This is a genomic window from Ruegeria sp. CDSB029 (assembly GCF_059611125.1).
The window spans coordinates 68370-90738 of the sequence record NZ_JBXWOX010000008.1 but is presented as its reverse complement, the minus strand read 5'-3'; the positions used below and the strand labels follow the sequence as shown (position 1 = coordinate 90738).

Here is a 22369-nt window from a genome sequence, read left to right as displayed (position 1 = left end):
AGAAATGACAAAAACAGCAGCTATCATCGGTGGTGGTGTAATCGGCGGCGGGTGGGCCGCGCGGTTCTTGCTTAACGGTTGGGATGTCCGCGTGTTCGATCCGGACCCGGAGGCCGAGCGCAAGATTGGTGAAGTTCTGGACAACGCGCGCCGGTCTCTGCCGGGGTTGAGTGATGTGCTTTTGCCGTCTGAAGGGGCGCTTACCTTCCACGACGATCTGACGGACGCCGTGCAAGGGGCCACTTGGATTCAGGAAAGTGTACCTGAACGGCTGGATCTGAAGCTGAAGGTTTACAAAAGCTTGCAGGATGCCTGCGATCCGGAGGCGATCATCGGGTCGTCAACCAGCGGGTTCAAGCCGTCCGAGTTGCAGGAGGGCGCGCTGCGCCCAGAACAGATTGTTGTGTCGCACCCGTTCAACCCAGTGTATCTGCTGCCGCTGATCGAATTGGTACCGACCGACAAGAACCGGCCCGAAATGGTCGACCGCGCAAAGGACCTGTTGAAATCGGTGGGTTTCTTCCCTCTGCATGTCAAGAAAGAGATCGATGCGCATATTGCTGACCGGTTCCTCGAAGCCGTCTGGCGCGAGGCGCTGTGGCTGGTCAAGGACGGTATCGCCACGACTGAAGAGATCGACGAAGCAATTCGCATGGGTTTTGGCATTCGCTGGGCACAGATGGGTCTGTTCGAAACCTATCGCGTGGCCGGTGGCGAGGCAGGGATGCGGCATTTCATGGCGCAGTTCGGCCCGGCGTTGCAATGGCCCTGGACCAAGTTGATGGATGTGCCCGAGTTCACTGATGAGCTGGTCGACATGATCGCGGATCAGTCTGACGCACAATCGGGCATGCACTCGATCCGGGAATTGGAGCGTATTCGCGACAATAACCTCGTTGGCATGATGCGGGCGCTCAAGGCGCAGAACTATGGGGCCGGTGCTGTTCTGAACCAGCATGACGCGGCGCTGAAGCCGGGCGCACTTCCGACGATGGATCAGGCCGATCTGAGCCAGCCAATTCTGACCTTGTCGCGCGCGGTGCCGTTGGACTGGACCGACTATAACGGTCACATGAACGAGGCGCGTTACCTTGAGGCCTTCGCCGCGGCGACCGACCGATTCATGGAGATTATGGGGTGTGATGCGGATTACATCGCCTCGGGCGGCAGTTACTTTACGGCCGAAAACCACATCCGCTATATCGACGAAGTCCACGCGGGCGCAAAGATCGAAGTGCGCACACAGATGCTGTTGGGGCAGGGCAAGAAGCTGCACGTGTTCCATTCCATGTACGAAGGCGACAAGTTGTTGGCCACCGGAGAAAGCTTCCTGCTGCATGTCAGTCTGGAAACCCGTCGCCCGAGCGCACCTTCGGCAGAGATCGAAGACGCTATGGCCCGGATCGCCGAAGCTCAGGCTGGATTGCCTTATCCTGAAGGTGCGGGTGCTGCGATCCGCAAACCGGCATGAGTGGGCGCGTTCTGATCACGGCTGGCGCGTCGGGCGTTGGCCGCGCCATGGCCGAGGCCTTTGATACAGCCGGTGCGCAGGTTTGGGTGGCTGATGTTGACCCGAATGCCCTGTCTGATTGTCCGGCCCATTGGCAGCGGTCCGAGGCGAACGTCGCGGATGAGGATGCCGTGGCCACCTTGTTCAATGACATCGAGGCGGAATGGGGTGGTTTGGATACCCTGTGCGCAAACGCAGGAATCGCGGGACCAACCGCTTTGGTTGAAGACGTTGCATTGGACGATTGGCGCATGTGTCTTTCGGTGAACCTGGAAGGGGCCTTTTTGTGCGCCAAATACGCGTCTCCAATCCTGAAACGACAAGGCAGCGGCGCGGTGGTCATAACGTCTTCGACTGCGGGACAATACGGTTATCCCAATCGCGCGCCCTATGCGGCGGCGAAATGGGGGATGATCGGGCTGGCCAAAACTCTGGCGATGGAGCTGGGCGCACACGGAGTGCGGTGCAATGTCATTTGCCCTGGCTCGGTTGAGGGTCCGCGGATGGAAGGCGTCCTGCAGCGCGAGGCCGATGCCAAGGGCATGACACGCGATCAGGTCTATGAGGGTTATGCCTCAGGCACTTCAATGGGTCGCTTCGTCGAAGGGCACGACATCGCCAATATGGCCGTGTTCCTTGCATCAGATGCGGCGCGGTTAGTGTCGGGGCAGGTGATTGCGGTCGATGGGCACACCGTCAACCCCGACCCCAAGGTTTAAGCCTGATTGGGTCCGCGAATCTGGCGGATGCTCTGGCGAACCGCCTGCCAGTCGCGGGCTTGCTGCATGTTCCCGGCGTCTTTGCATTCGCGCATCTTCTGCGCGGCCTCGGCCTCGGCCTGATCTCCGTGGGCGGAATAAAGCGCCCGTGCGTATTGAGCGGTTTTTAGTGCGTCCATTCCTATGGTCCTCCGTCTGTGATCGGATCGCTCGAAAGTTCGCGCCAAGTGACGATATCACACCTTGCTCGCTTCTGCATCTATCGGACTGCGATCAGGCGGATATTGCTGATCGCAGCTGCCTGAGGTGTTCGGGGAAATCCCGCGCCGTCACATCCGCTTCGCGCACCAACGTATCGAAATGACGGGAAAAAACTTCGATCCTGTCGCGGTCCCGAAAGGCCATATAGTGGCTGCCCGCGTAGAACACACACAGCAGCGGGCCAAAAATCGTGACGGGCGCAGAGTAGAGGCGTTTGGCGTCAAACAGATAGATGCGCATGCGGGGATAAAGCTGGTCGCTCAGCTCTAACAGATGGTCGATCTGTTCCAGACGGATTTTCGGGCACAGGCCTTCGTAATAGCCGGTCGCGCGGGCAAAGCTGTCGATCTCATACAGTGGCATGGCGATTTCATAGTCTGATTGCGCGCTGCGCATCCATGTCAGGCGGTCTTCTGATGCGCCGATGGCCTGATCCGCTGTTCGCCCCAGATGCGGGGCGTATTCCCACTCTAGCACGGCGCGGGTTTTCAGCATGTCGGGCAGGGTGGCAGGTACATAGCGAACCTTGTAGCCAGCCGCCTCTTTATGCCATTCAAAAATGCGCTCATCGACCAGCGCGCGTGGCGCCTTGGTCATACTCAGAGAAAGCGCCAGAAGCTCTGCAGCGCTTTCGGGCCGATCCGATAAGCTCAGCAGCCAGTCAGCCGAAACACCAAGCGCTGTGGCGCAGCTGCCAACGACATGCGCGTTCGGCAGGCGCGCACCTTCGCCAGTCAAAAGTTGGGATACGGTCGATCGGTCGACACCGATATCCCGGGCAAGCGCGCTTTGGCTGATGTCACGTTCTTCCATCGCGCGGGCAAGGCGTTGGCGAAACTGCGCAGCGCGATCTCGTTTGTCTAATTTATCCGTCATATGGTGATTTATATCATAAGTGATGAGTTTTGTTAATCATATTCAGAATTTTCAACTCGGCCACGATCCGTAATTCTTAAAACATAACAATATTATGGGTGACGGAATGGAAACGCGACGAAGATCGGTCGTGAAGGCTGTAGTGTGGAACGCGATGGGCCTGGTCATGATGACGCTGGTGGGTCTTATCGCGACAGGCTCTGCTGCAGTTGGCGGGACGTTGGCGATTGTGAACACGGGCATCGGCCTGACGATGTACGTGATCTACGAGCGCGTCTGGGCAGGCATCACATGGGGCCGAAATGTCTGAGCGGCCAGGTCCCGAGTGGGGCACCTTTGCCCTTATAATCGCATGCTACGCAGCTTGGCTTGCTGTGATCTTTATGTTCCCGGTTTGGCTGGCCATTCCCGCAATGGGATTGGTCGCGGCGTTGCACTCATCGCTGACACATGAGGCGCTGCATGGACATCCTTTTCGCACCCGTTGGTTGAACGAGGCACTGTTGGCGCTGCCGTTGACTTTGTTCATCCCATATAACCGGTTCCGCGATCTGCATCTGGCGCATCACAGGGATTCGACCCTGACTGATCCGTATGACGACCCTGAGTCGAACTATCTGGACCCGAAGGTTTGGAATACGCTCAAAGGCTGGCAAAAGCGACTGCTGAGAGCGAATAACACGCTGCTTGGACGCATGGTGCTGGGCCCGGCGATTGGTCAATTCACCTTCATTCGGGATGAGCTGCGCGGCGCTAAACGCGGAGACAAAGACATATTACTGGCCTGGGGGCTGCACCTGATCGGAGCCGCTGTGGTTTTGTGGATAGTCGCGCAATCGCCAATGCCGCTGTGGGCCTTTGTTCTGTCAGCTTACATTGGGTTGGGTTTGGTCAAGATCCGGACGTTTCTTGAACACAGGGCGCATGAAGACTCGGGTGCGCGTACCGTCATAGTTGAAGATCGCGGACTATTGGCTTTCTTGTTTCTAAACAACAATCTGCACGTCGTACATCACATGAATCCCGGTGCGCCGTGGTACCGATTGCCCGCTCTGTATCGGGCTGGAAGAGATCGGTATCAGTCAACGAACGAGGCCTATGTCTATCGGTCCTACGGCCAGATCTTCCGCTCGTACCTTTGGCGCGCGAAGGATCCGGTGGCGCATCCGCTCTGGCCAAAGGGTTGATTTGACGACACAAGGGAATCCATGAGTTTGTGGATTCCCATCACCATCGCCGCCGCGGCATTTCAGACCGTGCGGTTCATGCTGCAAAAGTCGCTGAGCACCGTGAAACTTTCGGCAGCCGGCGCGACTTTTGCGCGGTTTGCGTATTCCATGCCACTGGCCGTTCTGGGCCTGATCGTGGCGATGCAGTTGACTGGTTTCAACCTGCCGGCCCTGACCGGGCGTTTCTGGTTGTTTGCAGTGATCGGCGGGACAACGCAGATACTGGCGACCATCTGCGTGGTGGCCCTGTTCAAACAACGCAATTTTGCCGTCGGTATTACATTCAAGAAGACCGAAGTTATCCAAACCGCCATCGTCGGATTTCTGGTCCTGGGCGATCAGGTGTCCTCGGGTGCGTTGTTCGCGATTGTTCTGGGACTGGTGGCTGTCTTGCTGTTATCGAAAAGCCCTGGTGGGGAAGGGGCTTGGTGGGCACACCTCACCAACCGTGCATCGCGCCTTGGGCTGGGTTCGGGCGTGCTGTTTGCTTTCTCATCCGTCAGCTATCGCGGTGCCTCGTTGGAGCTGGGGGATTTGAACGCCTGGTTCCGGGCGCTGGTCACTTTGGCAGTGGTGGTTTCGTTCCAATTCCTCAGCATGGGACTGTGGTTGCTGTGGCGCGACCGGGCCGAGCTGCGCGCAGTTTGGGACACACGCCGAACGGGCGTTTTTGTCGGGCTCACCAGTCTATGTGGATCGTTCTGCTGGTTCTTCGCCTTCACGCTGCAAAACGCGGCCTATGTCAAAGCTCTGGGGCAGGTCGAACTAATCTTCAGCCTGTTCGCCTCGCTCTTGTTTTTTCGCGAAAGAATCACCCGGCGTGAGATCGCCGGGATGATGTTGCTTGGTGCCTCGATACTGGCATTGGTGCTTACGATTTAGCCTGCGCGGCGTTCGTCAAAGCTGAGGGCGATGAAGCTGGGCAGGTGATCGCCCATCCCGACAACTGCAGGGCCCCTGTCGTCTCTGCGGCCGCGGTCACGGCCTTTGGACTCTTTGTCCTTACGGGGCTCTCTATCCTTGCGCGGTTCTCTATCCTTACGAGGCTCTCTTTCCGTGCGGGGCTCGCTTTTGCGCCGATCGGACTTTTTGGTGTCCGGCGCTTTGGACTGATTCTCGGTCTTTGGGGTATCGGCTTTGGAATCATCCGCCTCAATCGGGTTTTTCAGGCGGGGAATTTCCTTCTGAATCAACTTCTCCACCGCCGCCAGCGCCTTTTCATCGCGGGAAGAGCAGATCGTGATAGCCTTGCCCTCACGCCCCGCGCGACCGGTGCGGCCAATGCGGTGGACGTAATCCTCGGGGTGACCGGGGACATCGAAATTGATCACATGGCTGACGGATGGCACATCCAATCCGCGCGCAGCCACGTCCGAGGCCACGAGTAGGCGCAAAGACCCGTCCCGGAAGCCGTCGAGTGTTTTCGTGCGCTGGGATTGATCCAGATCGCCGTGGATCGCGGCGGCGTCATAGCCGTATTTCTTGAGAGACTTGGCGCAGATATCCACGTCGGTCTTACGGTTGCAGAAGATGATGGCGTTGGTGCACTTCTCGCCTTCAGCGTCGATCAGCGCCCTCAGGACATTGCGTTTCTGGCTGGCCTCACGATCCCGACGACCGCCTTTGAACATGACAACGCCCTGTTCAATAGTTTCCGAAGCAGTGGCCTGACGCGCAACCTCGACCCGCGTGGGTGCGGACAGAAAGGTGTCGGTGATCCGCTCAATCTCGGGCGCCATAGTGGCCGAAAAGAACAAGGTCTGGCGCGTGAACGGCGTCAGCGAGAAGATGCGTTCGATATCGGGGATGAACCCCATGTCCAGCATCCGGTCAGCTTCGTCGACAACCATGATCTGAACACCGGTCAAAAGAAGCTTACCGCGCTCGAAATGGTCCAGCAGGCGACCCGGTGTGGCGATCAGAACGTCCACGCCCCGGTCGATCAACGCGTCCTGCTCTTTAAAGCTGACGCCGCCAATCAACAGCGCTTTGGTCAGTTTTAAATGTTTGGCGTACGTGTCGAAATTCTCAGCCACCTGCGCGGCCAGTTCCCGCGTCGGGCACAGTACCAGCGAACGCGGCATCCGCGCACGAGCGCGCCCACGGGCCAGCAAGGTGATCATCGGCAGCGTGAAACTTGCAGTCTTGCCGGTCCCTGTCTGCGCAATGCCCAGGACATCGCGCCCTTCCAGAGCCGCGGGTATTGCGCCTTCCTGAATTGGGGTAGGGGATTCGTATCCGGCTTCCTCAATGGCTTTGAGGACCTTCGGGTTCAGGTTCAGTTCGTTAAATTTTGTCATGTATGTCCGGTTCATGCGGACACTAGACCTGGCCCGCGCGTCAATGGAATGCCGGGCCCGGATGGCCATGCGCTGTCAGGCACATTTCGGCTTTGCGCGGACATAACAAAATCATGAGGCAGGGTCAAATGAAGAGGTTTTAACCTGACGTCGCTAGCGCCCACTGCTGGTTTTCCGCAACAATTCAGCAGCTTCCGGGGAAGTGTTTCGCAACTTTCGCGTCCAGATCCAGCGGTCTGTGCCGGATCAACCCATATTCTTCGAGACGAGCGCGTACGCCGGGATCGGCACCGCTAATTTCGTCAAAGAACGCGCGCAAGCCGTCCTGGCCCTGTTCTGTCTCGATCCAGTTGAACAACTCATTCTTGTTCAGACCGCCCAGTTCGCGCGGAACATTAGGGGACATGCCGGGTTGATAGGACCCACGCGCCATCCGAAACTGATAATGCGCCGCCCAGTGGTCCCAGCCAGGGGCGTGGCGATGACACAGCTCCAACCCCGGAAGTTCGAATTTGCAGGGCAGAAGCTTTTTGTTTTGAAACAGGTTGTGGATGCGAAAGTTCAGCTTTTCCATGCCTGTGCGGACGAACAGCTTACCCTGAACGTGGCTGAGGAACCCGCCGAGTACAAAGCCGCCATAGTTGGGATAGATGGACTGCACCATGGCTGAGCGGTCCGGGCCGCTGGGGATATGCGCCTTGAACAGATCCTCGCCGCTTGCCATTGCCTCCATTGGCCGGACGCGGACGGCGGGGATGTCGGCGGGGACGGATTGCAACTGCTCCCGGATGGGTTTTGAAGACCACAGGAACTCGTCCACGTCGATATGGGCCAGCCAGTCCAGATCAGTGTTGCGATAGGCGAATGTGGCATGCAGCGTCTGACGAACCTGATGGCGTTCCGGTCGGTCGCGTTTGCGTTTCTCCCAAAAGGCATCGTCGCAGATTCGCGCTCTGATTTTCGGGTGTTTCCTGATGGCCCGGTGCGCCTCACGATTGGGTTCGTCCAGGTAGATGTACAGATAATCCACACCCAGATCGAGGTGATGGGCCGCGAACCTGAGTATGTCGCGGGTCGATCCGCGAACCATTGAGACGATACCCCAGGTCGTCATGCCCAGACCTGTTGTGCGACGCCATATTCACGCGCAACGCAAGAATGAGGGTCGGGCGATTCCATGCTGAATTCAAAAAGTTTTTTCTGGGCGCCGAACCCGTGTAGTGCGCCTGTGGGCGTCTGGAAGTCGTCATTCATGCGGGTAAAATTGCACAGGCCATGTTGCCTGTGCAATCAGTCTGACGCATCACACCATCATTTCTTTCGTGGCCGTCAGGTTCAGTTCGGGATAGTCGCGGATGACCCGGTCGATGTCCCACTGAAGACGCGTCAGATAGACGATGTCGCCATCATGATCATGGGCGATGTGCTGCTTGTTGGCGTTGACGAACTTTTCGACCTCGGCCTTGTCACCACTGACCCAGCGGGCCGAGGTGAACTGAGATGCTTCGAACCGAACGGGCAGGCCGTATTCCATCTCGATCCGGCTGGCGAGCACTTCAAATTGCAGCGCGCCAACGACGCCAACGATAAAGCCCGATCCGATTGAGGGTTTAAACACCTTGGCCGCGCCTTCTTCGGCAAATTGCATCAGCGCCTTTTCCAGATGTTTGGCTTTCATCGGGTCGCCGGGCCGCACGGTCTGCAGCAGTTCAGGCGCGAATGAGGGGATGCCAGTAACCCGGATCGCTTCGCCTTCGGTCAGCGTGTCGCCGATGCGCAATTGGCCGTGGTTGGGGATGCCGATGATATCACCAGCCCAAGCCTCTTCGGCCAGTTCCCGGTCCGATGCGAGGAACAGCACAGGGTTCGAAATTGCCATCGGTTTTTTCGACCGCACATGGGTCAGCTTCATGCCACGCTTGAAATGGCCCGATGCCATACGAACAAACGCCACGCGGTCGCGGTGCTTTGGGTCCATATTGGCTTGAACCTTGAAGACAAAACCCGCGACTTTCTTTTCGTCGGGTGCAATCTGACGCGGTTCGGCAGACTGGATCTGCGGCTGGGGGCCGTAGGCACCAATGCCTTCCATCAGTTCCTTCACACCGAACGAGTTGATCGCCGAGCCGAACCAGATCGGGGTCATATGCCCCTCAAGCACCGCCTGCGGGTCCATGGCGGGCAGCAGCTCGCGCGCCATCTCAACCTCTTCCAGGAACTTTTCCAACAGGTGCTCGGGCACGTGTTCGGCCAGTTTCGGGTCATCCAACCCGTTGATTTCGATACTTTCGGCCACTTTGTTACGATCGGCGCGGTCCATCAGTTCCAGCCGGTCGCGCAGCATGTCGTAGCAGCCGATGAAATCGCGACCTACGCCGATAGGCCATGCGGCAGGGGTAACGTCGATCGCCAGCATTTCCTGAATTTCGTCGATGATCTCGAACGTATCGCGGCTTTCGCGGTCCATCTTGTTACAGAAGGTCAGGATCGGAAGGTCACGCAGGCGGCAGACCTCGAACAATTTCTGCGTCTGGCTTTCCACACCTTTCGCGCCGTCTATCACCATCACGGCGGCGTCCACAGCGGTCAGCGTGCGATAGGTGTCTTCCGAGAAATCACTGTGGCCGGGCGTATCCACCAGATTGAATCTGAAAGTGTCATAGTCAAAGGACATCGCCGATGCGGAAACCGAGATACCGCGGTCCTTCTCCATTTGCATGAAGTCCGAGCGTGTTCGTCTTGCCTCACCCTTGGCGCGCACCTGACCTGCCATTTGAATGGCGCCCCCGTACAACAGGAACTTTTCAGTCAGCGTCGTTTTGCCCGCATCCGGGTGCGAGATGATGGCGAATGTCCGGCGCCGGGCGATCTCGGGCGGCAAAACGGGTTGGTTGGTGGCGGTATCAAGCATGAACGCGCGTATATGCGGGGAATTCTGCCGAAGCAAGACAAAGGGGGTGTTCAGAATCGCCTGACGGTGGCAAAAAGAACATATAGTGAACAAATTATGGAGAGGTGTGATGAATTTAAAAGAAATCGCAAACGAACTGGTCGCTGGTTGCCGAGAAGGCCGGGCCAAAGCGAATTTGGATAAGCTCTATGCGGACGATGCCGTTTCCGTCGAAGCCGTGGATTACTCGGGCATGGGGCGCGAAGTCGCCGGCCGCGACGCGATCCGTGGCAAACAAGAATGGTGGGAAGGTGCACATGATGTGACAAAAACTTCGGTAAGTGATCCATTTGTGCATGGTGAGGACCGCTTTGCCGTAATTTTCGAAGTAAAGGGCACAGTGAAGGAAAGCGGTGACAGCTTTGATATGCGCGAAGTCGCCATTTACCACGTCGCGGATGGCAAGATTGTGCGTGAAGAGTTCTTTTATTGATCAAAGGTCCATTGCTGGTCTTCCCTGAAAGGCTGGTGCTAGATGTGCGGCAAATACAGGGAGGATCAGATGGATCTTGGTATCAAAGGTAAACGTGCGCTGGTCTGCGCCAGTAGCAAAGGTTTGGGTCTGGGTTGTGCCGAGTCGCTGGCCGCCGCGGGTGTTGATCTGGTGATGAACGCGCGGGGGACTGAGGCTTTGGAGGCATCGGCTGACCGCATTCGCGCTGAACATGGCGTACAGGTTCAGACTATCGCCTGCGATGTGACTTCGACTGAAGGACAGGTGCAGGTAATCGAAGCCGCGCAGGGTGTTGATATCCTCGTGACAAATGCCGGAGGCCCGCCCCCGGGTTTGTGGTCGGACTGGGATCGCGATGATTTCATCAAGGCGCTGGACACCAACATGCTGACGCCGATTGCGTTCATGAAGGCTTTGTTGCCTGGGATGATGGACAAAGGCTGGGGCCGGGTGGTGAATATCACCTCGCAATCTGTGCGCGCGCCGATCCCCGCACTGGGTCTGTCGAACGCGGCACGTACCGGTTTGACGGGGTATGTCGCGGGAACTGCGCGTCAAGTGGCGCCGAAAGGGGTAACGATCAATAACTTGCTGCCGGGCATTCATGCCACCGACCGGGCGGACTCGTTGGATGGTGGCGTGGCTGCGCAAAAAGGAATTTCGATGGACGAGGCGCGCGCTGAACGCGCGGCAACCATCCCGGCGCGACGGTATGGAACGCGTGAAGAATTTGGTGCAGCCTGTGCGTTCCTGTGTTCGCAGAATGCCGGTTTCATTGTCGGGCAGAACATACTGCTAGATGGTGGCGCCACTAATCTGACGATGTGATCATGGCACAAAACTTCTCGCTTAAAGATCAACTGTTTAATGTCGAAAAGACCCGCTATTTGGCGGGGCTTTTCGCGGGCGCGGACCCGTCCTTTGATGCCGAGGCGTTTGAGGCGCAGGTCATGTCGCGTCTGCTGGATCTGGAGCTGAAAGAGAGGATGGCCTGGATCGCCGAATGTCTGCAACAGGCGGTGCCGGGCGACTTGCCTCAGATCGCACCTACGCTGCTGCGCGCCTTGCCGCCACCATTGGATCCCGGCAAAACGGATGACGATTTTGGTGATTTCATCTTTGCACCGCTGGGTGACTGGGTTGTTGCCGTGGGGATGGATCATCCTGAGCAGTCATTGGATGTGCTCGAGGAATTGACCCAAAGGTTTTCAATGGAATGGGCCATAAGGCCGTTCCTCAATACCCATCAGGAACAGGTGCTGGCGCGGATGCAGGAATGGTGCGCGCATGACAGCTATCACGTGCGTCGACTGGTCAGCGAAGGCACAAGACCGCGTTTGCCTTGGGGGCAGGCGGTGGGGCTGGACCTGACCGATCCGCTGCCTTTACTGGATCGGCTGCATGCCGATGGAACGCGCTATGTCACTCGGTCGGTTGCCAACCATCTGAATGATATAACCAAAAAAGACCCCGATCTGGTTTTGGACCGGTTGCAGGATTGGGGCGGGAACGGGCGGCAGGATCAGGCCGAGATGGGCTGGATGACCTCGCACACCTTGCGTGGGCTTGTGAAAGCAGGCCATCCGCGCGCCATGAAGATGCTGGGCTTTGATCCTGATGCTGAAGTTTCGGCCGATGTTACCATCAAGGGTGACGCGCAGATCGGTGGAGCGCTGGAGTTTGATGTCGTGCTGAATGGCAATGGAAAACAACCGGTTCTGGTCGATTACATTGTTCATTTTCAAAGGCCTGGGGGTAAAACCTCAGCCAAAGTGCACAAGCTGAAACAGTCCGCGTTGGCAGATGGTGCTCTTACCCTGACCAAAAAGCACAAGCTCAAAGGTGACGCGACCACGTTCAAACTTATCCCCGGTGCGCATCGGCTTGAGATACAGGTTAACGGCAAACTGCGCGCGGGTGTTGATTTCGAACTGTTGGCATAACCCCTACAACCCCTCACGCTTTCGTCAGATTCTAAAGGCTCGGATTGCGCCAGGCCCCGTGCTGCATTAGCTGCTATTCAGCCATCAGACAGAAGGATAACCGCGATGAAGCATGAGGCAGTGCAGAATTACTATGGCGAAGTCTTGCAGGGCAGCTCGGACTTGCAGACAAACGCGTGTTGTACGCCTGATGACATGCCGGATCATGTCAAAAAGATCCTGTCGAAAATTCATGACGAAGTTCTGACGCGCTACTATGGCTGCGGTCTGATCGCTCCGTACGACCTTGAGGGGATGAGCATTCTGGATCTCGGCTGCGGTGCAGGACGTGATGTTTATGCCTTGTCTGCAATGGTGGGCGAAAAGGGGCGCGTTGTCGGTGTGGACATGACGCCGGAGCAACTGGACATCGCGCGCGCGCATCAGGACTATCACGCGCAGGCCTTTGGGCATTCTGCCAGCAATGTAGAATTCCACCACGGCTATATCGAAAAGCTGGATGAGCTTGATCTGGAACCCGGTTCTTTTGACATCATCGTCTCGAACTGCGTGATCAATCTGGCCACCGATAAAGAAGCTGTTTTACGCGGTGCGCACCGGCTGCTGAAAGACGGGGGCGAGATGTATTTCTCGGACGTCTACGCCGACCGCCGAGTGCCTAAAGAGATGGCCGAGGATGAGGTTTTGTACGGCGAATGCCTGTCCGGCGCGTTGTATTGGAACGATTTTCTGTCAATGTCGCGCAAGGCGGGCTTTGGCGATCCGCGTCGGGTCACACACCGTCCGCTGACCATCGAAAACGCGGTGCTCGAAGAGCGTGTTGCGCCTCTAAAATTCCTGTCTGCCACCTACCGTCTGTTCAAGCTGCCCGAGTTGGAGCCTGCGTGTGAGGATTACGGCCAGGCCGTGATCTACAAGGGCACCATCCCGAACGCCCCGCATCTGTTCGAACTGGATGATCACCACGCGATCGAGGCAGGCAAGGTCTTTCCTGTCTGCGGGAACACTTGGATGATGTTGAAAGACACCCGTTTTGCCCGGCATTTCGACTTCATCGGCGATTTCTCGACCCATTACGGGATATTCGAAGGCTGCGGTGGTGAAAGCCCGTTTGAAGCCACGGGCGAGGCCCCATCCGGCGGCTGTTGCTGATCTCTTGCACCTGAGGGGCGGGGTTGTTATCCCCGCCTAAGCCCGATGGAATTGATCGGGAAATGCAACGGGGCCCATCGGTGACAGAAAACGCTACTCCTCCTCGGTTGGAAATCCGAAATCTGATCGCCCGGTATGAGGGGCGGGTTGTCGTGGATGACGTCTCACTGACGGTGCGGGCGGGGCAGGTGACCTGTTTGTTGGGGCCTTCGGGCTGCGGCAAGTCCACGACGCTGCGCATGATCGCGGGCGTCGAGATGCAGGAATCCGGTGAAATCTACGTCGATGGCAAGCTGATCTGTGACACGGTGTTTCGTGTACCGCCCGAGCGGCGCGAAATAGGGCTGATGTTTCAGGACTTTGCCCTGTTTCCGCATCTTAGCGTTGCCGACAACGTGGCCTTTGGCCTGAAGGGGCATAGGGACGAAAAACGCGCCCGCGTCGAAGCGCTGCTGCGCAAAGTCGACCTGATGCGTTTCGTCGATGACTACCCGCATCATCTGTCAGGTGGCGAGCAGCAACGTGTGGCACTGGCCCGCGCATTGGCCCCGCGTCCGCGGATCATGCTGATGGACGAGCCTTTCTCGGGCCTCGACAACCGGTTGCGGGACGGCATTCGGGATGAAACGCTTGCGATCCTCAAGGAAGAGGACGCCGCAGTTGTTCTAGTCACGCATGAGCCTGAAGAAGCGATGCGCATGGCGGATGAAATCGCCCTGATGCGGCGCGGTAAAGTCGTGCAACAAGGCGCGCCCTACAACGTCTTTACCCGCCCGGCGGACAAGGCGGCGGTGGCATTTTTTAGTGATATCAATGTTTTACCATCCAAAGTGAATGGAGCCCTGGCCGAAACGCCATTCGGGCAATTTCTGGCACCCGGCGTTCCGGACAATACAGATGTCGAGATCGTATTCCGCCCACAGCACGTGCGGCTGGACTTTGACCGTAACGGCAAGGGCCCGCTGCCGACACCGACCGACGGCGTTGCGGCGCGGGGCGTGGTCGAGCGGGCACGGTTTTTGGGCAACGAAAGCCTTGTTGAATTTCGGATGGACCATGATGGCTCAATCCTGAGGGCGACGGTGCCCAATGTCTTTGTTCCCAGTCCGGGGCGGGTCATGTGGCTGACCATCCGCCGTGACAGGTGTTTCGTTTTCCCGGTTTAGGCTGGAAAGCCACAGTTTAACGCCAAGTGGTGCGCGAAAGCATCAGATTGGACGCGCGCTTTGCTTGCCGCGACGCGGGGGCGGGTCTATCAAGGGCAAAACGCCGGGTGGATGGGGCTTATGCGTATACTTCTGACCAATGATGACGGGATCAATGCCCCAGGGCTGATCGCACTTGAGGCGATTGCCGCCGATCTGGCAGGCCCGGATGGCGAGGTTTGGGTCGTGGCACCTGCGTTCGAACAATCGGGTGTCGGCCACTGCATCAGCTATACCCACCCGATGATGGTCGCCAAGCTGGGCGAACGCCGCTTTGCCGCCGAAGGCTCACCCGCTGACTGTGTGTTGGCCGGGCTGCACGACGTCATGAAAGACACGCCGCCCGATCTGGTGTTGTCCGGTGTGAACCGGGGCAACAACTCGGCCGAGAACACGCTGTATTCCGGCACGGTGGGTGGGGCGATGGAAGCTGCCCTGCAGGGTATTCCTGCGATTGCCTTGTCGCAGTATTTCGGACCGCGGAACCTGGGTCTGGATGATCCTTTTGAGGCTGCAACGCGTTACGGGGCCGACCTCGTGCGGCGAATTCTAAAAGCAACGCCTGGAGAGCAGGGCGATTACCGCCTGTTTTACAACGTGAATTTCCCGCCTGTCCCAGCGGATGAGGTTCTGGGGACGCGCATCGCGCCGCAGGGTTTTCGTCGGGATACCAATTTCTCGGTTGAACCGCACAGCTCGCCCTCGGGTCGGAGGTTCCTGTGGATCAAGGGCGGCTATCAGCACAACCCGACCGCACCCGGCACGGATGCGGCGGTTAATCTTGGGGGCTACATCTCGGTCACACCGATGCGTGCGGACCTGACGGCCCATGATGTTCTGGAACAACTGAAGTCGATCGAATGAGCGGGCTTGATCCAGAAACAACCATGCAGTTCCTCTTTGCCCTGCGGTCGCGCGGGGTAACGGATGCGCGCGTTCTGGCTGCGATGGAACAGGTCGATCGGGGCCGTTTCGTCAAGGGTCTGTTCGCCGAGCGCGCTTATGAGGATACACCGCTGCCGATCGCCTGTGGCCAGACGATCAGCCAGCCTTCGGTTGTGGGGCTGATGACGCAGGCGCTGGATGTGCGCCCTCGTGACACGGTGCTGGAAGTTGGTACAGGCTCGGGCTATCAGGCGGCGGTTCTGTCCAAGCTGGCGCGCCGGGTCTATACGGTCGAACGTCATAAACGTCTGGTGCGCGAAACCGGCGAGCTGTTTCGAGAACTGGGAATGACCAATGTGACGGCGATGCTGTCTGACGGATCGTTCGGTTTGTCGGAACAAGCCCCGTTTGATCGTATCATTGTGACCGCCGCCGCCGAGGACCCGCCCGGGCCGCTCTTGGCGCAGCTCAAAATCGGCGGTATCATGGTTTTGCCGGTGGGACAGTCGGATGCGGTTCAGACCCTGATCCGGGTCAGACGCACTGAGACCGGCCTGGACTATGATGAATTGTTGCCCGTTCGGTTCGTGCCCCTGCTAGAAGGGCTTGGCAAAGACGGAGCGTAAGGAAATATTTCGCGATAAGCGCTGGAACCCCGGACAACAGGGGCAGGCGGTGAGGACAGTAAAATGAGAGCAGTTTCCAAATCAGCAGTCGCAGCAGGTGTTGCGTCTTTGGCGTTCCTCGCGGGATGCGAGGGCCCCATAGATTATGATCTGCGCGGCAATGTCGGTGGTTTTTCCACGGCCGATGCGGCGCAGGCGGCCACCGCGAACCGGCCTGCTCCGGATGCGCGTGGCGTGATCAGCTATCCCAATTATCAAGTGGCCGTTGCGCGCCGGGGCGACACGGTTGGCGATATCGCTGCCCGGGTCGGATTACCGGCAGCGGAAGTCGCGCGTTTTAACGGATTGCAAGCTGCGGACCAGCTGCGTGATGGCGAGGTGGTCGCCTTGCCCCGTACCGTCAGCGCGGCCAGCTCTGTCGATATCGCGACAATTGCAGGCACTGCGATTGACGCAGCTCCGGCGGATGGGTCGGTGCGCACATCGACGCTGGAACCGGCACAACCAACCGCCGCGCCTGCTCCGGCCCCTGCGCCGGCGGGACCCGAACCCATTCGCCACAAGGTCAAGCGCGGCGAAACCGCGTATACGATCGCGCGCCTGTATAACGTGCCGGTAGATGCCTTGGCCGAGTGGAACGGGCTGGGGTCGGACTTTACCGTGCGTGAAGGACAGTTTCTGCTGATTCCTATCAAGAACCAGCCTGCGCCCCGTCAGGAGGCGGCCGCCGTGACAACAGTCCCTGCGACTACGATCACCCAACCTGGGCAGGGATCGCCGACACCGACGCCGCCCAGCGCGACGCAACCTCTGCCGGATGAAGTCATCAAGCCCGCCGAGCCCGCACCTGACGTGACCGCCGAAGCGCCAACTACGCAAAGCAATTCTGCGCTTGGACTGCCTGTCACAGGTACGATCATCCGCACCTATAAAAAGGGCTCGAACGAAGGCATCGACATTGCGGCCTCGCCTGGTAGCCCGGTTAACGCTGCCGCAGCGGGCACCGTCGCCGCAATCACGGCAGACGCGGATCAAGTGCCGATCATTGTGGTAAAGCACAACAGCGACCTGCTGACCGTCTACGCGAATGTCGAAAACATCACTGTGAAAAAGGGTGCTCGCGTCAAGCGCGGCCAAAAGATCGCCTCCTTGCGCGGTGGCGACAATGCTTATGTGCATTTTGAGGTTCGTAAAGGGTTCGAATCTGTCGATCCGGAACCCTATCTGCGGTGAAGGTTATGGCCCTGAGCGGGCCAAGCATTCGGCCAGAGTATTTGCGAAAAGACGAATCCCGTCAGGCGTGCGGATCATAATCGCTTAGGCGCTTGCCGGGCTCGTCTGCGAAGACCTCCGGCAGGGGCGAGATTGCTTCGATCAGGTCTATGCGAAAAACACGGAACCCCTGACGTAACTCGCACCACGCCGTCAGTGTCCAGACGCGCCCCCAGTATTCCATGTGCAGGGGGCGTATGACCCGATCGGTCAGAACGCCGTCGATCCGGCGGTAAGACAGTCGTAACTTTTGCCGCGATTTGATGGCGGCGCGGATCGGGGCCATATGCGCCAGCCCACGGGCTGCATCGGCAAAGGGATAGACCGCAAATTTCCAACTGTCAGCCTCGGCCACGACCTGCGTGGGCAACACGGCGTCGATCTTGTCGGCCAGCGACGTGGCTGCGGCCTTGAGGTCGGGGTCTGCGGCTTCGGCCACGATGGCCATACCGAGGTTCAACGCCTCAAGCTCGGCAGGGGTTAGATTCAGCGGGGGCAGGGTGATCTGCTCACGCACCATGTAGCCCACACCGCGTTCGCCCTCGACGGGGATGCCCGAGGCAACCAGCGTATCCATGTCGCGATAGATGGTGCGGACCGACACCTCAAGCCGGTCCGCGATGTCCTGCGCACGGTGCAGTTTGCCGTCGCGCAGGATCTGGATGATATCGAACAGCCGGTCAGAGCGGCGCATGGGATGTCCTGTGTGTCATGACGCTCCGATGGTCCAATGGATTGCATCGTGGCGCATGGTGACCGTGTCTGGAGCGATTGCGGCCATCACCGCGGGGGCGAAGTCCTGTTTGGGAAAGGCAGCGGCGGCGGATTGAGCGCAATCCATGTCTGCCCAGATGACGGTGTCGGTCCAAAGCCCGTCATCCCCTGCGCTGAGGCGCCGAAAGACAAATCCATCTGCGTTCCGAACAAAGGATTCGGTGCCTTTCATGATGTTCACGAAATCCTCCTTTGTTACATCGGCCGCGAGTTTGAAGGTTACGGTTTCTGCGATTTGTGTCACGTCATGCTCCTGTTTTGATGGGACAGGGCCGTTCTACGCGCTCTCAACTGACATAAACCTGTCAGTTGAGAATTGCGAGTCCTCAAAAATCACGTGATCCGTTCATTTTTGGGCACAGAACCAGGCCGACACGCTTTTGCGATGGACCGCCCGCGCGTAAACACAGTGCCAGATCATATTCCCGGCGCGCTTGCGCCGACTTCAAAGGAGAAGAGACATGCTTAACAATATCGGACTTCCCGGTCTTCTGCTGATTGCCGTTGTGGTGCTGGTGCTGTTTGGCCGCGGCAAAATCAGCTCGCTTATGGGCGAAGTGGGCAAAGGCATCACCTCGTTCAAGAAAGGCGTGAAAGAAGGCGCGGACGAGTTGGAGCAGGACGCGTCCGAGGTGGCAAAAGACGTCACGCCCGAGACAGACAAAGACAAGGTCTAAGCGCAGATGTTTGATCTGGGCTGGACCGAGCTTCTGGTCATCGGCGTTGTTGCCCTGATCGTTGTTGGGCCAAAGGACCTGCCAGTGTTGTTCCGCAATGTCGGCCGCTGGGTTGGCAAGGCCCGTGGCATGGCGCGCGAGTTCAGCAGCGCCATGAACGAGGCAGCGGATCAGGCGGGCGTGAACGAGATCAAGAAGGGTCTGAATGCGGCTACCAATCCTGTGAACACCGCCATGGACGGTGTCAAAGAGGCCGCACAGGAAATGGCCAAGAGCATGGACCCGACCAAGTTCGACCCCGACAGCGAAACCGGCAAGCTGGCTGCTGAACGTGCCGAGCAGGCCAAGAAGATCCAGGCCTCGACCGCGCGTGCCGCTGCCGAGCGTAAGGCCAAAGAAGCTGCGGATGCGCTAGCCAAGGCTGAAGAGGCCGAAGCCGCGCTGAATACTGAAAGCAAGACATGAGCAATACCGACGAGATCGAAGACAGCTCGGCCCCATTGATCGAGCATCTGGCAGAACTGCGCACGCGGTTGATTCACTGCGTCGTGGCGTTCCTGATCGGGATGATAATCTGTTTCACGGTCGCTACGCCGCTGTTTAACTTCCTGACGAATCCCTTGTGTCAGGTTCTAGCTGATCGCGGACAGGATTGTGGGCTGATCTTCATCTCACCGCAGGAAGGTTTCTTCGTTGCTATCAAGGTTTCGTTGCTGGGCGGCTTCATACTGGCGTTCCCCTATATCGGGATGCAGATGTGGCGGTTCGTGGCACCAGGCCTTTACCGGACAGAAAAGAATGCGTTCCTGCCGTTCATGCTGGCGTCGCCGTTCATGTTCCTGCTGGGGGCAAGCTTTGCGTTTTACGTGGTCACGCCGCTGGCTTACGACTTTTTCCTGGGTTTCCAGCAGTTCGGAGCGGAAGGCGAGGCAGTAGTTGACGGCACGGTCACAGCGCCGCTGAGCGTGGTCTTCCAGGGCTCGGCACAGGAATACCTGAACCTGACGATCAAGTTCATCGTGGCCTTTGGGCTGTGTTTCCAGCTGCCGGTTCTATTGACCCTGATGGGCAAAGCCGGGTTGGTAACTGCCGAAGGTCTGGGGGGCGTGCGTAAATACGCTGTGGTTGCCATTCTGGTTCTGGCCGCGCTGGTGACGCCGCCTGACGTGATCACGCAGGTCATCCTGTTCGTGGTCGTCTATGGGCTGTACGAGGTTTCGATCTTCCTGGTCGCACGTGTTGAGAAGAAGCGCGAGGAACAACTGCGCGCCGATGGATACTATGACGACGAAGAAGAAGCGGATGAAGAGATCATTCAGGAAGAAGAAGGCAAGTAATCCTGATGATCGGTAACAATCAGGCGCGCCCGTTGGGGCGCGCCTTTTTTGTGCGCGGCTCTTGTTGCGCCCGGCGGAACATGGTTTGAAACCAGCAAAACCGACCGGAGGCGCCTATGAACGACCAAGCCCTGAACCGTATCGCTGACGCCTTGGAACGCATGGCACCGGCGCCTTTGGCCGCGCCTGACTTCGCGGCAGCCCCGGCCTTTGTCTGGCAAGTCGAGCCGGACCGGCTGGAGCCGGTCAAACAGGTCAACCGTGTCGATCTGGACCTGCTGGTGGGCATTAATCGCTCACGTGATACGTTGCTGGACAACACGCGCCGCTTTGCGGCCGGATACAAGGCCAACAACGCGCTGTTGTGGGGTGCGCGGGGCATGGGCAAATCCAGCCTCGTGAAAGCTGTCCACGGTACGTTGCAGGCGGAATTTCCTGACCTCAAACTAGTCGAACTCCAGCGTGAAGACATGGGCTCGGTCGCGCGCCTTCTCAACCATCTGCGCGCCGCTCCGCACCGGTTCATTCTGTTCTGCGATGACCTGTCGTTCAGCCACGATGATCAGCATTACAAATCACTCAAGGCGGTGCTGGACGGAGGCATCGAGGGCCGCCCCGAAAACGTTGTCTTCTACGCGACCTCGAACCGCCGTCACCTGATGCCGCGGGACATGATCGAAAACGAACGCTCCAGCGCGATCAATCCGTCAGAGGCGGTCGAGGAAAAAGTCTCGCTCTCTGACCGGTTCGGCCTGTGGCTGGGCTTCCATCCCTGCGATCAGGATGAATACCTTGCGATGATCGACCGGTATTGCGCGGCTCATGGTGTAAGCGTCGACGCCGATATCCTGCGCGCCGAGGCCATCGAATGGCAAGCCACCCGGGGCGGACGCTCGGGTCGCGTGGCATGGCAGTTCTTTGTCGATCTGGCTGGGCGCAACGGCGTGCATATCGCCTAGACCGCCCGCTACATCAGGCCAAAATACCCCCACTGGAGGCATGGCCTAAAGGGCAATTCCTACAACAATGCCAAAATTCTGGCAGCCTCATCCGCCGGGTTTATCAACGCATTGCGGTCTTCGCCGGGATGGAACCTGGCGCGTACGGCCGTCGGCATCGGCGCGGGTTCCACGATCGAAACGCGCGGACCCGTGCGTTCTGTCTCCACCGCCCAACTGCGGGCAAGCGCCAATTGCGCGGCCTTAGTTGCTCCATAGATGCCATAGAACTTCTCACCCGCTTTGGGATCGTCAAAAAACACCGCATGGCCGCTGTCGCCCAACAGGGGGGCAATATACGGGATCAGAACCGACGTGGCTGTTGCGTTGATGTTGACCGCCTTCGTCCATTCCTTGGGGTCCACGAAATGCACAGGCGTCAGGGCCGAGGTGTGGACTGCAGTGTGCATCCACAGATCAACTTTGCCCCATCGGTCATGGATTCCCCGGCACAGGGTCGCCATGGCGTTCGGGTCCGCGATGTCCATCGGCGCAAGCGTGGCCGCGCCACCTTTGGCTGTGATCCGGTCGTCTAACTCTTCCAGCCCACCAGTGGTGCGGGCAACGGCGACGATGTGATACTCGGGTGCCAGAGCTTCGGCCAGGGCAGCACCCAATCCGCGCGAAGCCCCGGTGATGAGGGCAATTTTAGTCTGATCGGTCATAAGGGCGGTTTGAACCCATGCGCGCAGGGCGTCAAGACAGATTAACTTCCGGGGATGACGATCCGCTTGGTCTGGCCGCTTTGTCGCAGCATGACGCCTTCGTCATCAATGGCAATCACAGTGCCCGACGACACCCGGCTGCCGGGCTTGACCTCTTTGACCCGGCCTGACGACAGGCGCACCAACGCACGCATGTCAGCTTTTGGACCAAAGACGCCCAGCACAGAGACTGAGTTCTTCTTTAGCGCGCCCGTCTGTGTGGCCGCGTTTTTGACGTTGGCGTTTGACATAATTTTCGGCCTGGCCACGTTGGCCTGACCCCTTGTTTTATGAGTGGTTCGGCAAATGCGCTATCAAACGAAGGACAGGAACTAAAGAGGCGGGGATTGCGCGATAGCGCGGCTGAATAACTGCGCCGCCGAAGCTCCTGCAATTGCGGTTTCTTCATCGAAAAGTTGTGCGCGAAAACCAACCGATCAGGCGCGGCCCATACGTGAAAAGGCCCGCATCGCAATTGCGAAACGGGCCATCACTGC

26 protein-coding genes are annotated in these 22369 nt (G+C 58.5%); 17 read left to right on the top strand and 9 right to left on the bottom strand.

Going from position 1 to position 22369, the window contains the following annotated elements:
- The first annotated feature begins 4 nt into the window (after positions 1-4).
- Both AC2FI8_RS11700 and AC2FI8_RS11695 read left to right on the top strand, forming a co-directional pair.
- Positions 5-1471, top strand: coding sequence for a carnitine 3-dehydrogenase (locus AC2FI8_RS11700; RefSeq protein WP_496779154.1), 1467 nt, complete (start codon positions 5-7; stop codon positions 1469-1471).
- Entirely contained in the window at positions 1468-2229 is a 762-nt protein-coding gene (locus tag AC2FI8_RS11695; RefSeq protein WP_496779152.1) for an SDR family oxidoreductase, read from the top strand. The genes AC2FI8_RS11700 and AC2FI8_RS11695 overlap by 4 nt, the downstream gene beginning before the upstream one ends.
- Here the strand turns inward: AC2FI8_RS11695 and AC2FI8_RS11690 are convergent.
- Entirely contained in the window at positions 2226-2408 is a 183-nt protein-coding gene (locus AC2FI8_RS11690) for a hypothetical protein (protein WP_496738430.1), read from the bottom strand. The genes AC2FI8_RS11695 and AC2FI8_RS11690 overlap by 4 nt on opposite strands.
- A 94-nt stretch (positions 2409-2502) precedes the next feature.
- Positions 2503-3366 carry a helix-turn-helix domain-containing protein gene (locus AC2FI8_RS11685; RefSeq protein WP_496779150.1) on the bottom strand — a complete coding sequence of 288 codons (864 nt, stop codon included), beginning with the start codon at positions 3364-3366 and terminating at the stop codon, positions 2503-2505.
- Positions 3367-3472: 106 nt separating this feature from the next.
- On the opposite strand from AC2FI8_RS11685, the gene AC2FI8_RS11680 reads away from it, so the two are divergent.
- Genes AC2FI8_RS11680 through AC2FI8_RS11670 form a run of 3 tightly spaced genes read left to right on the top strand, consistent with a single transcriptional unit; the run spans position 3473 to position 5477 of the window.
- A complete protein-coding gene (locus tag AC2FI8_RS11680) occupies positions 3473-3676 on the top strand; it encodes a DUF2061 domain-containing protein (protein ID WP_058278218.1) in 204 nt (67 codons plus the stop codon).
- The gene (locus AC2FI8_RS11675) at positions 3669-4553 is read left to right on the top strand and encodes a fatty acid desaturase (RefSeq protein WP_496738432.1); all 885 of its coding nucleotides are present in this window, start codon (positions 3669-3671) and stop codon (positions 4551-4553) included. Before AC2FI8_RS11680 ends, AC2FI8_RS11675 begins: the two co-directional genes overlap by 8 nt.
- A gap of 21 nt (positions 4554-4574) precedes the next feature.
- Positions 4575-5477 carry an EamA family transporter gene (locus AC2FI8_RS11670; protein WP_496779148.1) on the top strand — a complete coding sequence of 301 codons (903 nt, stop codon included), beginning with the start codon at positions 4575-4577 and terminating at the stop codon, positions 5475-5477.
- On the opposite strand, the gene AC2FI8_RS11665 is transcribed toward AC2FI8_RS11670, so the two are convergent.
- From AC2FI8_RS11665 to AC2FI8_RS11655, 3 genes are all read right to left on the bottom strand, one after another.
- A complete protein-coding gene (locus tag AC2FI8_RS11665; RefSeq protein ID WP_496779146.1) occupies positions 5474-6895 on the bottom strand; it encodes a DEAD/DEAH box helicase in 1422 nt (473 codons plus the stop codon). The genes AC2FI8_RS11670 and AC2FI8_RS11665 overlap by 4 nt on opposite strands.
- Before the next feature lie 184 nt (positions 6896-7079).
- Positions 7080-8009 (bottom strand): glycosyltransferase family 2 protein, encoded by a 930-nt coding sequence (locus AC2FI8_RS11660; RefSeq protein WP_496779145.1) that lies wholly within the window; start codon positions 8007-8009, stop codon positions 7080-7082.
- Positions 8010-8198: 189 nt separating this feature from the next.
- Positions 8199-9806 (bottom strand): peptide chain release factor 3, encoded by a 1608-nt coding sequence (locus AC2FI8_RS11655; RefSeq protein WP_496723114.1) that lies wholly within the window; start codon positions 9804-9806, stop codon positions 8199-8201.
- A gap of 109 nt (positions 9807-9915) precedes the next feature.
- Here AC2FI8_RS11655 and AC2FI8_RS11650 point away from each other — a divergent pair, with 109 nt between their 5' ends.
- From AC2FI8_RS11650 to AC2FI8_RS11615, 8 genes are all read left to right on the top strand, one after another.
- Entirely contained in the window at positions 9916-10278 is a 363-nt protein-coding gene (locus AC2FI8_RS11650) for a SnoaL-like domain-containing protein (RefSeq protein WP_496723112.1), read from the top strand.
- A gap of 69 nt (positions 10279-10347) precedes the next feature.
- A complete protein-coding gene (locus AC2FI8_RS11645; RefSeq protein ID WP_496764547.1) occupies positions 10348-11127 on the top strand; it encodes an SDR family oxidoreductase in 780 nt (259 codons plus the stop codon).
- Positions 11128-11129: 2 nt separating this feature from the next.
- Positions 11130-12242, top strand: a complete 1113-nt coding sequence (locus tag AC2FI8_RS11640; protein WP_496764549.1) for a YhaZ family DNA alkylation repair protein — start codon at positions 11130-11132, stop codon at positions 12240-12242.
- A 105-nt stretch (positions 12243-12347) separates the two neighbouring features.
- On the top strand, positions 12348-13394 hold the full coding sequence (locus AC2FI8_RS11635; RefSeq protein ID WP_496779144.1) for a methyltransferase domain-containing protein: 1047 nt from the start codon (positions 12348-12350) through the stop codon (positions 13392-13394).
- Between the two features lie 62 nt (positions 13395-13456).
- A complete protein-coding gene (locus AC2FI8_RS11630; RefSeq protein WP_496779142.1) occupies positions 13457-14560 on the top strand; it encodes an ABC transporter ATP-binding protein in 1104 nt (367 codons plus the stop codon).
- Positions 14561-14680: 120 nt separating this feature from the next.
- Positions 14681-15463, top strand: a complete 783-nt coding sequence (gene surE, locus AC2FI8_RS11625; protein WP_496779140.1) for a 5'/3'-nucleotidase SurE — start codon at positions 14681-14683, stop codon at positions 15461-15463.
- Positions 15460-16110 (top strand): protein-L-isoaspartate(D-aspartate) O-methyltransferase, encoded by a 651-nt coding sequence (locus tag AC2FI8_RS11620; protein WP_058271826.1) that lies wholly within the window; start codon positions 15460-15462, stop codon positions 16108-16110. Before surE ends, AC2FI8_RS11620 begins: the two co-directional genes overlap by 4 nt.
- Positions 16111-16173: 63 nt before the next feature.
- Complete coding sequence (locus AC2FI8_RS11615) at positions 16174-17343, top strand: peptidoglycan DD-metalloendopeptidase family protein (protein WP_496779138.1); 1170 nt, start codon at positions 16174-16176, stop codon at positions 17341-17343.
- 61 nt (positions 17344-17404) lie between these two features.
- On the opposite strand, the gene AC2FI8_RS11610 is transcribed toward AC2FI8_RS11615, so the two are convergent.
- Both AC2FI8_RS11610 and AC2FI8_RS11605 read right to left on the bottom strand, forming a co-directional pair.
- The gene (locus AC2FI8_RS11610) at positions 17405-18076 is read right to left on the bottom strand and encodes a helix-turn-helix transcriptional regulator (protein ID WP_496779136.1); all 672 of its coding nucleotides are present in this window, start codon (positions 18074-18076) and stop codon (positions 17405-17407) included.
- A 15-nt stretch (positions 18077-18091) separates the two neighbouring features.
- The gene (locus tag AC2FI8_RS11605) at positions 18092-18400 is read right to left on the bottom strand and encodes a hypothetical protein (protein WP_058278112.1); all 309 of its coding nucleotides are present in this window, start codon (positions 18398-18400) and stop codon (positions 18092-18094) included.
- Between the two features lie 217 nt (positions 18401-18617).
- Between AC2FI8_RS11605 and AC2FI8_RS11600 the strand changes: the two genes are divergently transcribed.
- The 4 genes from AC2FI8_RS11600 to AC2FI8_RS11585 all read left to right on the top strand — a co-directional run bounded on the left by AC2FI8_RS11600 (position 18618) and on the right by AC2FI8_RS11585 (position 21129).
- Positions 18618-18833, top strand: a complete 216-nt coding sequence (locus AC2FI8_RS11600; protein WP_058271822.1) for a twin-arginine translocase TatA/TatE family subunit — start codon at positions 18618-18620, stop codon at positions 18831-18833.
- A 6-nt stretch (positions 18834-18839) separates the two neighbouring features.
- Positions 18840-19298 carry a Sec-independent protein translocase protein TatB gene (tatB, locus tag AC2FI8_RS11595; RefSeq protein ID WP_058271821.1) on the top strand — a complete coding sequence of 153 codons (459 nt, stop codon included), beginning with the start codon at positions 18840-18842 and terminating at the stop codon, positions 19296-19298.
- Positions 19295-20170 (top strand): twin-arginine translocase subunit TatC, encoded by an 876-nt coding sequence (gene tatC, locus AC2FI8_RS11590; RefSeq protein WP_058278110.1) that lies wholly within the window; start codon positions 19295-19297, stop codon positions 20168-20170. Before tatB ends, tatC begins: the two co-directional genes overlap by 4 nt.
- A gap of 116 nt (positions 20171-20286) precedes the next feature.
- Complete coding sequence (locus AC2FI8_RS11585; protein WP_496779133.1) at positions 20287-21129, top strand: ATP-binding protein; 843 nt, start codon at positions 20287-20289, stop codon at positions 21127-21129.
- Positions 21130-21188: 59 nt separating this feature from the next.
- Here AC2FI8_RS11585 and AC2FI8_RS11580 read toward each other — a convergent pair whose 3' ends face one another.
- Together AC2FI8_RS11580 and AC2FI8_RS11575 are read right to left on the bottom strand one after the other, a co-directional pair.
- Positions 21189-21833 carry an SDR family NAD(P)-dependent oxidoreductase gene (locus AC2FI8_RS11580; RefSeq protein WP_496779131.1) on the bottom strand — a complete coding sequence of 215 codons (645 nt, stop codon included), beginning with the start codon at positions 21831-21833 and terminating at the stop codon, positions 21189-21191.
- Positions 21834-21874: 41 nt separating this feature from the next.
- The gene (locus AC2FI8_RS11575; protein ID WP_058271935.1) at positions 21875-22123 is read right to left on the bottom strand and encodes a hypothetical protein; all 249 of its coding nucleotides are present in this window, start codon (positions 22121-22123) and stop codon (positions 21875-21877) included.
- Between the last annotated feature and the right edge of the window lie 246 nt (positions 22124-22369).

Bases quoted from the DNA above. Each gene is read 5' to 3' on its own strand.
- AC2FI8_RS11655 (WP_496723114.1), bottom strand. From the start codon at position 9,806: ATGCTTGATACCGCCACCAACCAACCCGTTTTGCCGCCCGAGATCGCC.
- AC2FI8_RS11630 (WP_496779142.1), top strand. From the start codon at position 13,457: ATGCAACGGGGCCCATCGGTGACAGAAAACGCTACTCCTCCTCGGTTG.
- AC2FI8_RS11700 (WP_496779154.1), top strand. From the start codon at position 5: ATGACAAAAACAGCAGCTATCATCGGTGGTGGTGTAATCGGCGGCGGG.
- AC2FI8_RS11585 (WP_496779133.1), top strand. From the start codon at position 20,287: ATGAACGACCAAGCCCTGAACCGTATCGCTGACGCCTTGGAACGCATG.
- AC2FI8_RS11600 (WP_058271822.1), top strand. From the start codon at position 18,618: ATGCTTAACAATATCGGACTTCCCGGTCTTCTGCTGATTGCCGTTGTG.
- AC2FI8_RS11650 (WP_496723112.1), top strand. From the start codon at position 9,916: ATGAATTTAAAAGAAATCGCAAACGAACTGGTCGCTGGTTGCCGAGAA.
- AC2FI8_RS11610 (WP_496779136.1), bottom strand. From the start codon at position 18,076: ATGCGCCGCTCTGACCGGCTGTTCGATATCATCCAGATCCTGCGCGAC.
- surE (WP_496779140.1), top strand. From the start codon at position 14,681: ATGCGTATACTTCTGACCAATGATGACGGGATCAATGCCCCAGGGCTG.
- AC2FI8_RS11675 (WP_496738432.1), top strand. From the start codon at position 3,669: ATGTCTGAGCGGCCAGGTCCCGAGTGGGGCACCTTTGCCCTTATAATC.
- AC2FI8_RS11670 (WP_496779148.1), top strand. From the start codon at position 4,575: ATGAGTTTGTGGATTCCCATCACCATCGCCGCCGCGGCATTTCAGACC.
- AC2FI8_RS11620 (WP_058271826.1), top strand. From the start codon at position 15,460: ATGAGCGGGCTTGATCCAGAAACAACCATGCAGTTCCTCTTTGCCCTG.
- tatC (WP_058278110.1), top strand. From the start codon at position 19,295: ATGAGCAATACCGACGAGATCGAAGACAGCTCGGCCCCATTGATCGAG.
- AC2FI8_RS11635 (WP_496779144.1), top strand. From the start codon at position 12,348: ATGAAGCATGAGGCAGTGCAGAATTACTATGGCGAAGTCTTGCAGGGC.
- AC2FI8_RS11660 (WP_496779145.1), bottom strand. From the start codon at position 8,009: ATGACGACCTGGGGTATCGTCTCAATGGTTCGCGGATCGACCCGCGAC.
- AC2FI8_RS11615 (WP_496779138.1), top strand. From the start codon at position 16,174: ATGAGAGCAGTTTCCAAATCAGCAGTCGCAGCAGGTGTTGCGTCTTTG.
- AC2FI8_RS11680 (WP_058278218.1), top strand. From the start codon at position 3,473: ATGGAAACGCGACGAAGATCGGTCGTGAAGGCTGTAGTGTGGAACGCG.
- AC2FI8_RS11645 (WP_496764547.1), top strand. From the start codon at position 10,348: ATGGATCTTGGTATCAAAGGTAAACGTGCGCTGGTCTGCGCCAGTAGC.
- tatB (WP_058271821.1), top strand. From the start codon at position 18,840: ATGTTTGATCTGGGCTGGACCGAGCTTCTGGTCATCGGCGTTGTTGCC.
- AC2FI8_RS11665 (WP_496779146.1), bottom strand. From the start codon at position 6,895: ATGACAAAATTTAACGAACTGAACCTGAACCCGAAGGTCCTCAAAGCC.
- AC2FI8_RS11640 (WP_496764549.1), top strand. From the start codon at position 11,130: ATGGCACAAAACTTCTCGCTTAAAGATCAACTGTTTAATGTCGAAAAG.
- AC2FI8_RS11690 (WP_496738430.1), bottom strand. From the start codon at position 2,408: ATGGACGCACTAAAAACCGCTCAATACGCACGGGCGCTTTATTCCGCC.
- AC2FI8_RS11575 (WP_058271935.1), bottom strand. From the start codon at position 22,123: ATGTCAAACGCCAACGTCAAAAACGCGGCCACACAGACGGGCGCGCTA.
- AC2FI8_RS11580 (WP_496779131.1), bottom strand. From the start codon at position 21,833: ATGACCGATCAGACTAAAATTGCCCTCATCACCGGGGCTTCGCGCGGA.
- AC2FI8_RS11695 (WP_496779152.1), top strand. From the start codon at position 1,468: ATGAGTGGGCGCGTTCTGATCACGGCTGGCGCGTCGGGCGTTGGCCGC.
- AC2FI8_RS11685 (WP_496779150.1), bottom strand. From the start codon at position 3,366: ATGACGGATAAATTAGACAAACGAGATCGCGCTGCGCAGTTTCGCCAA.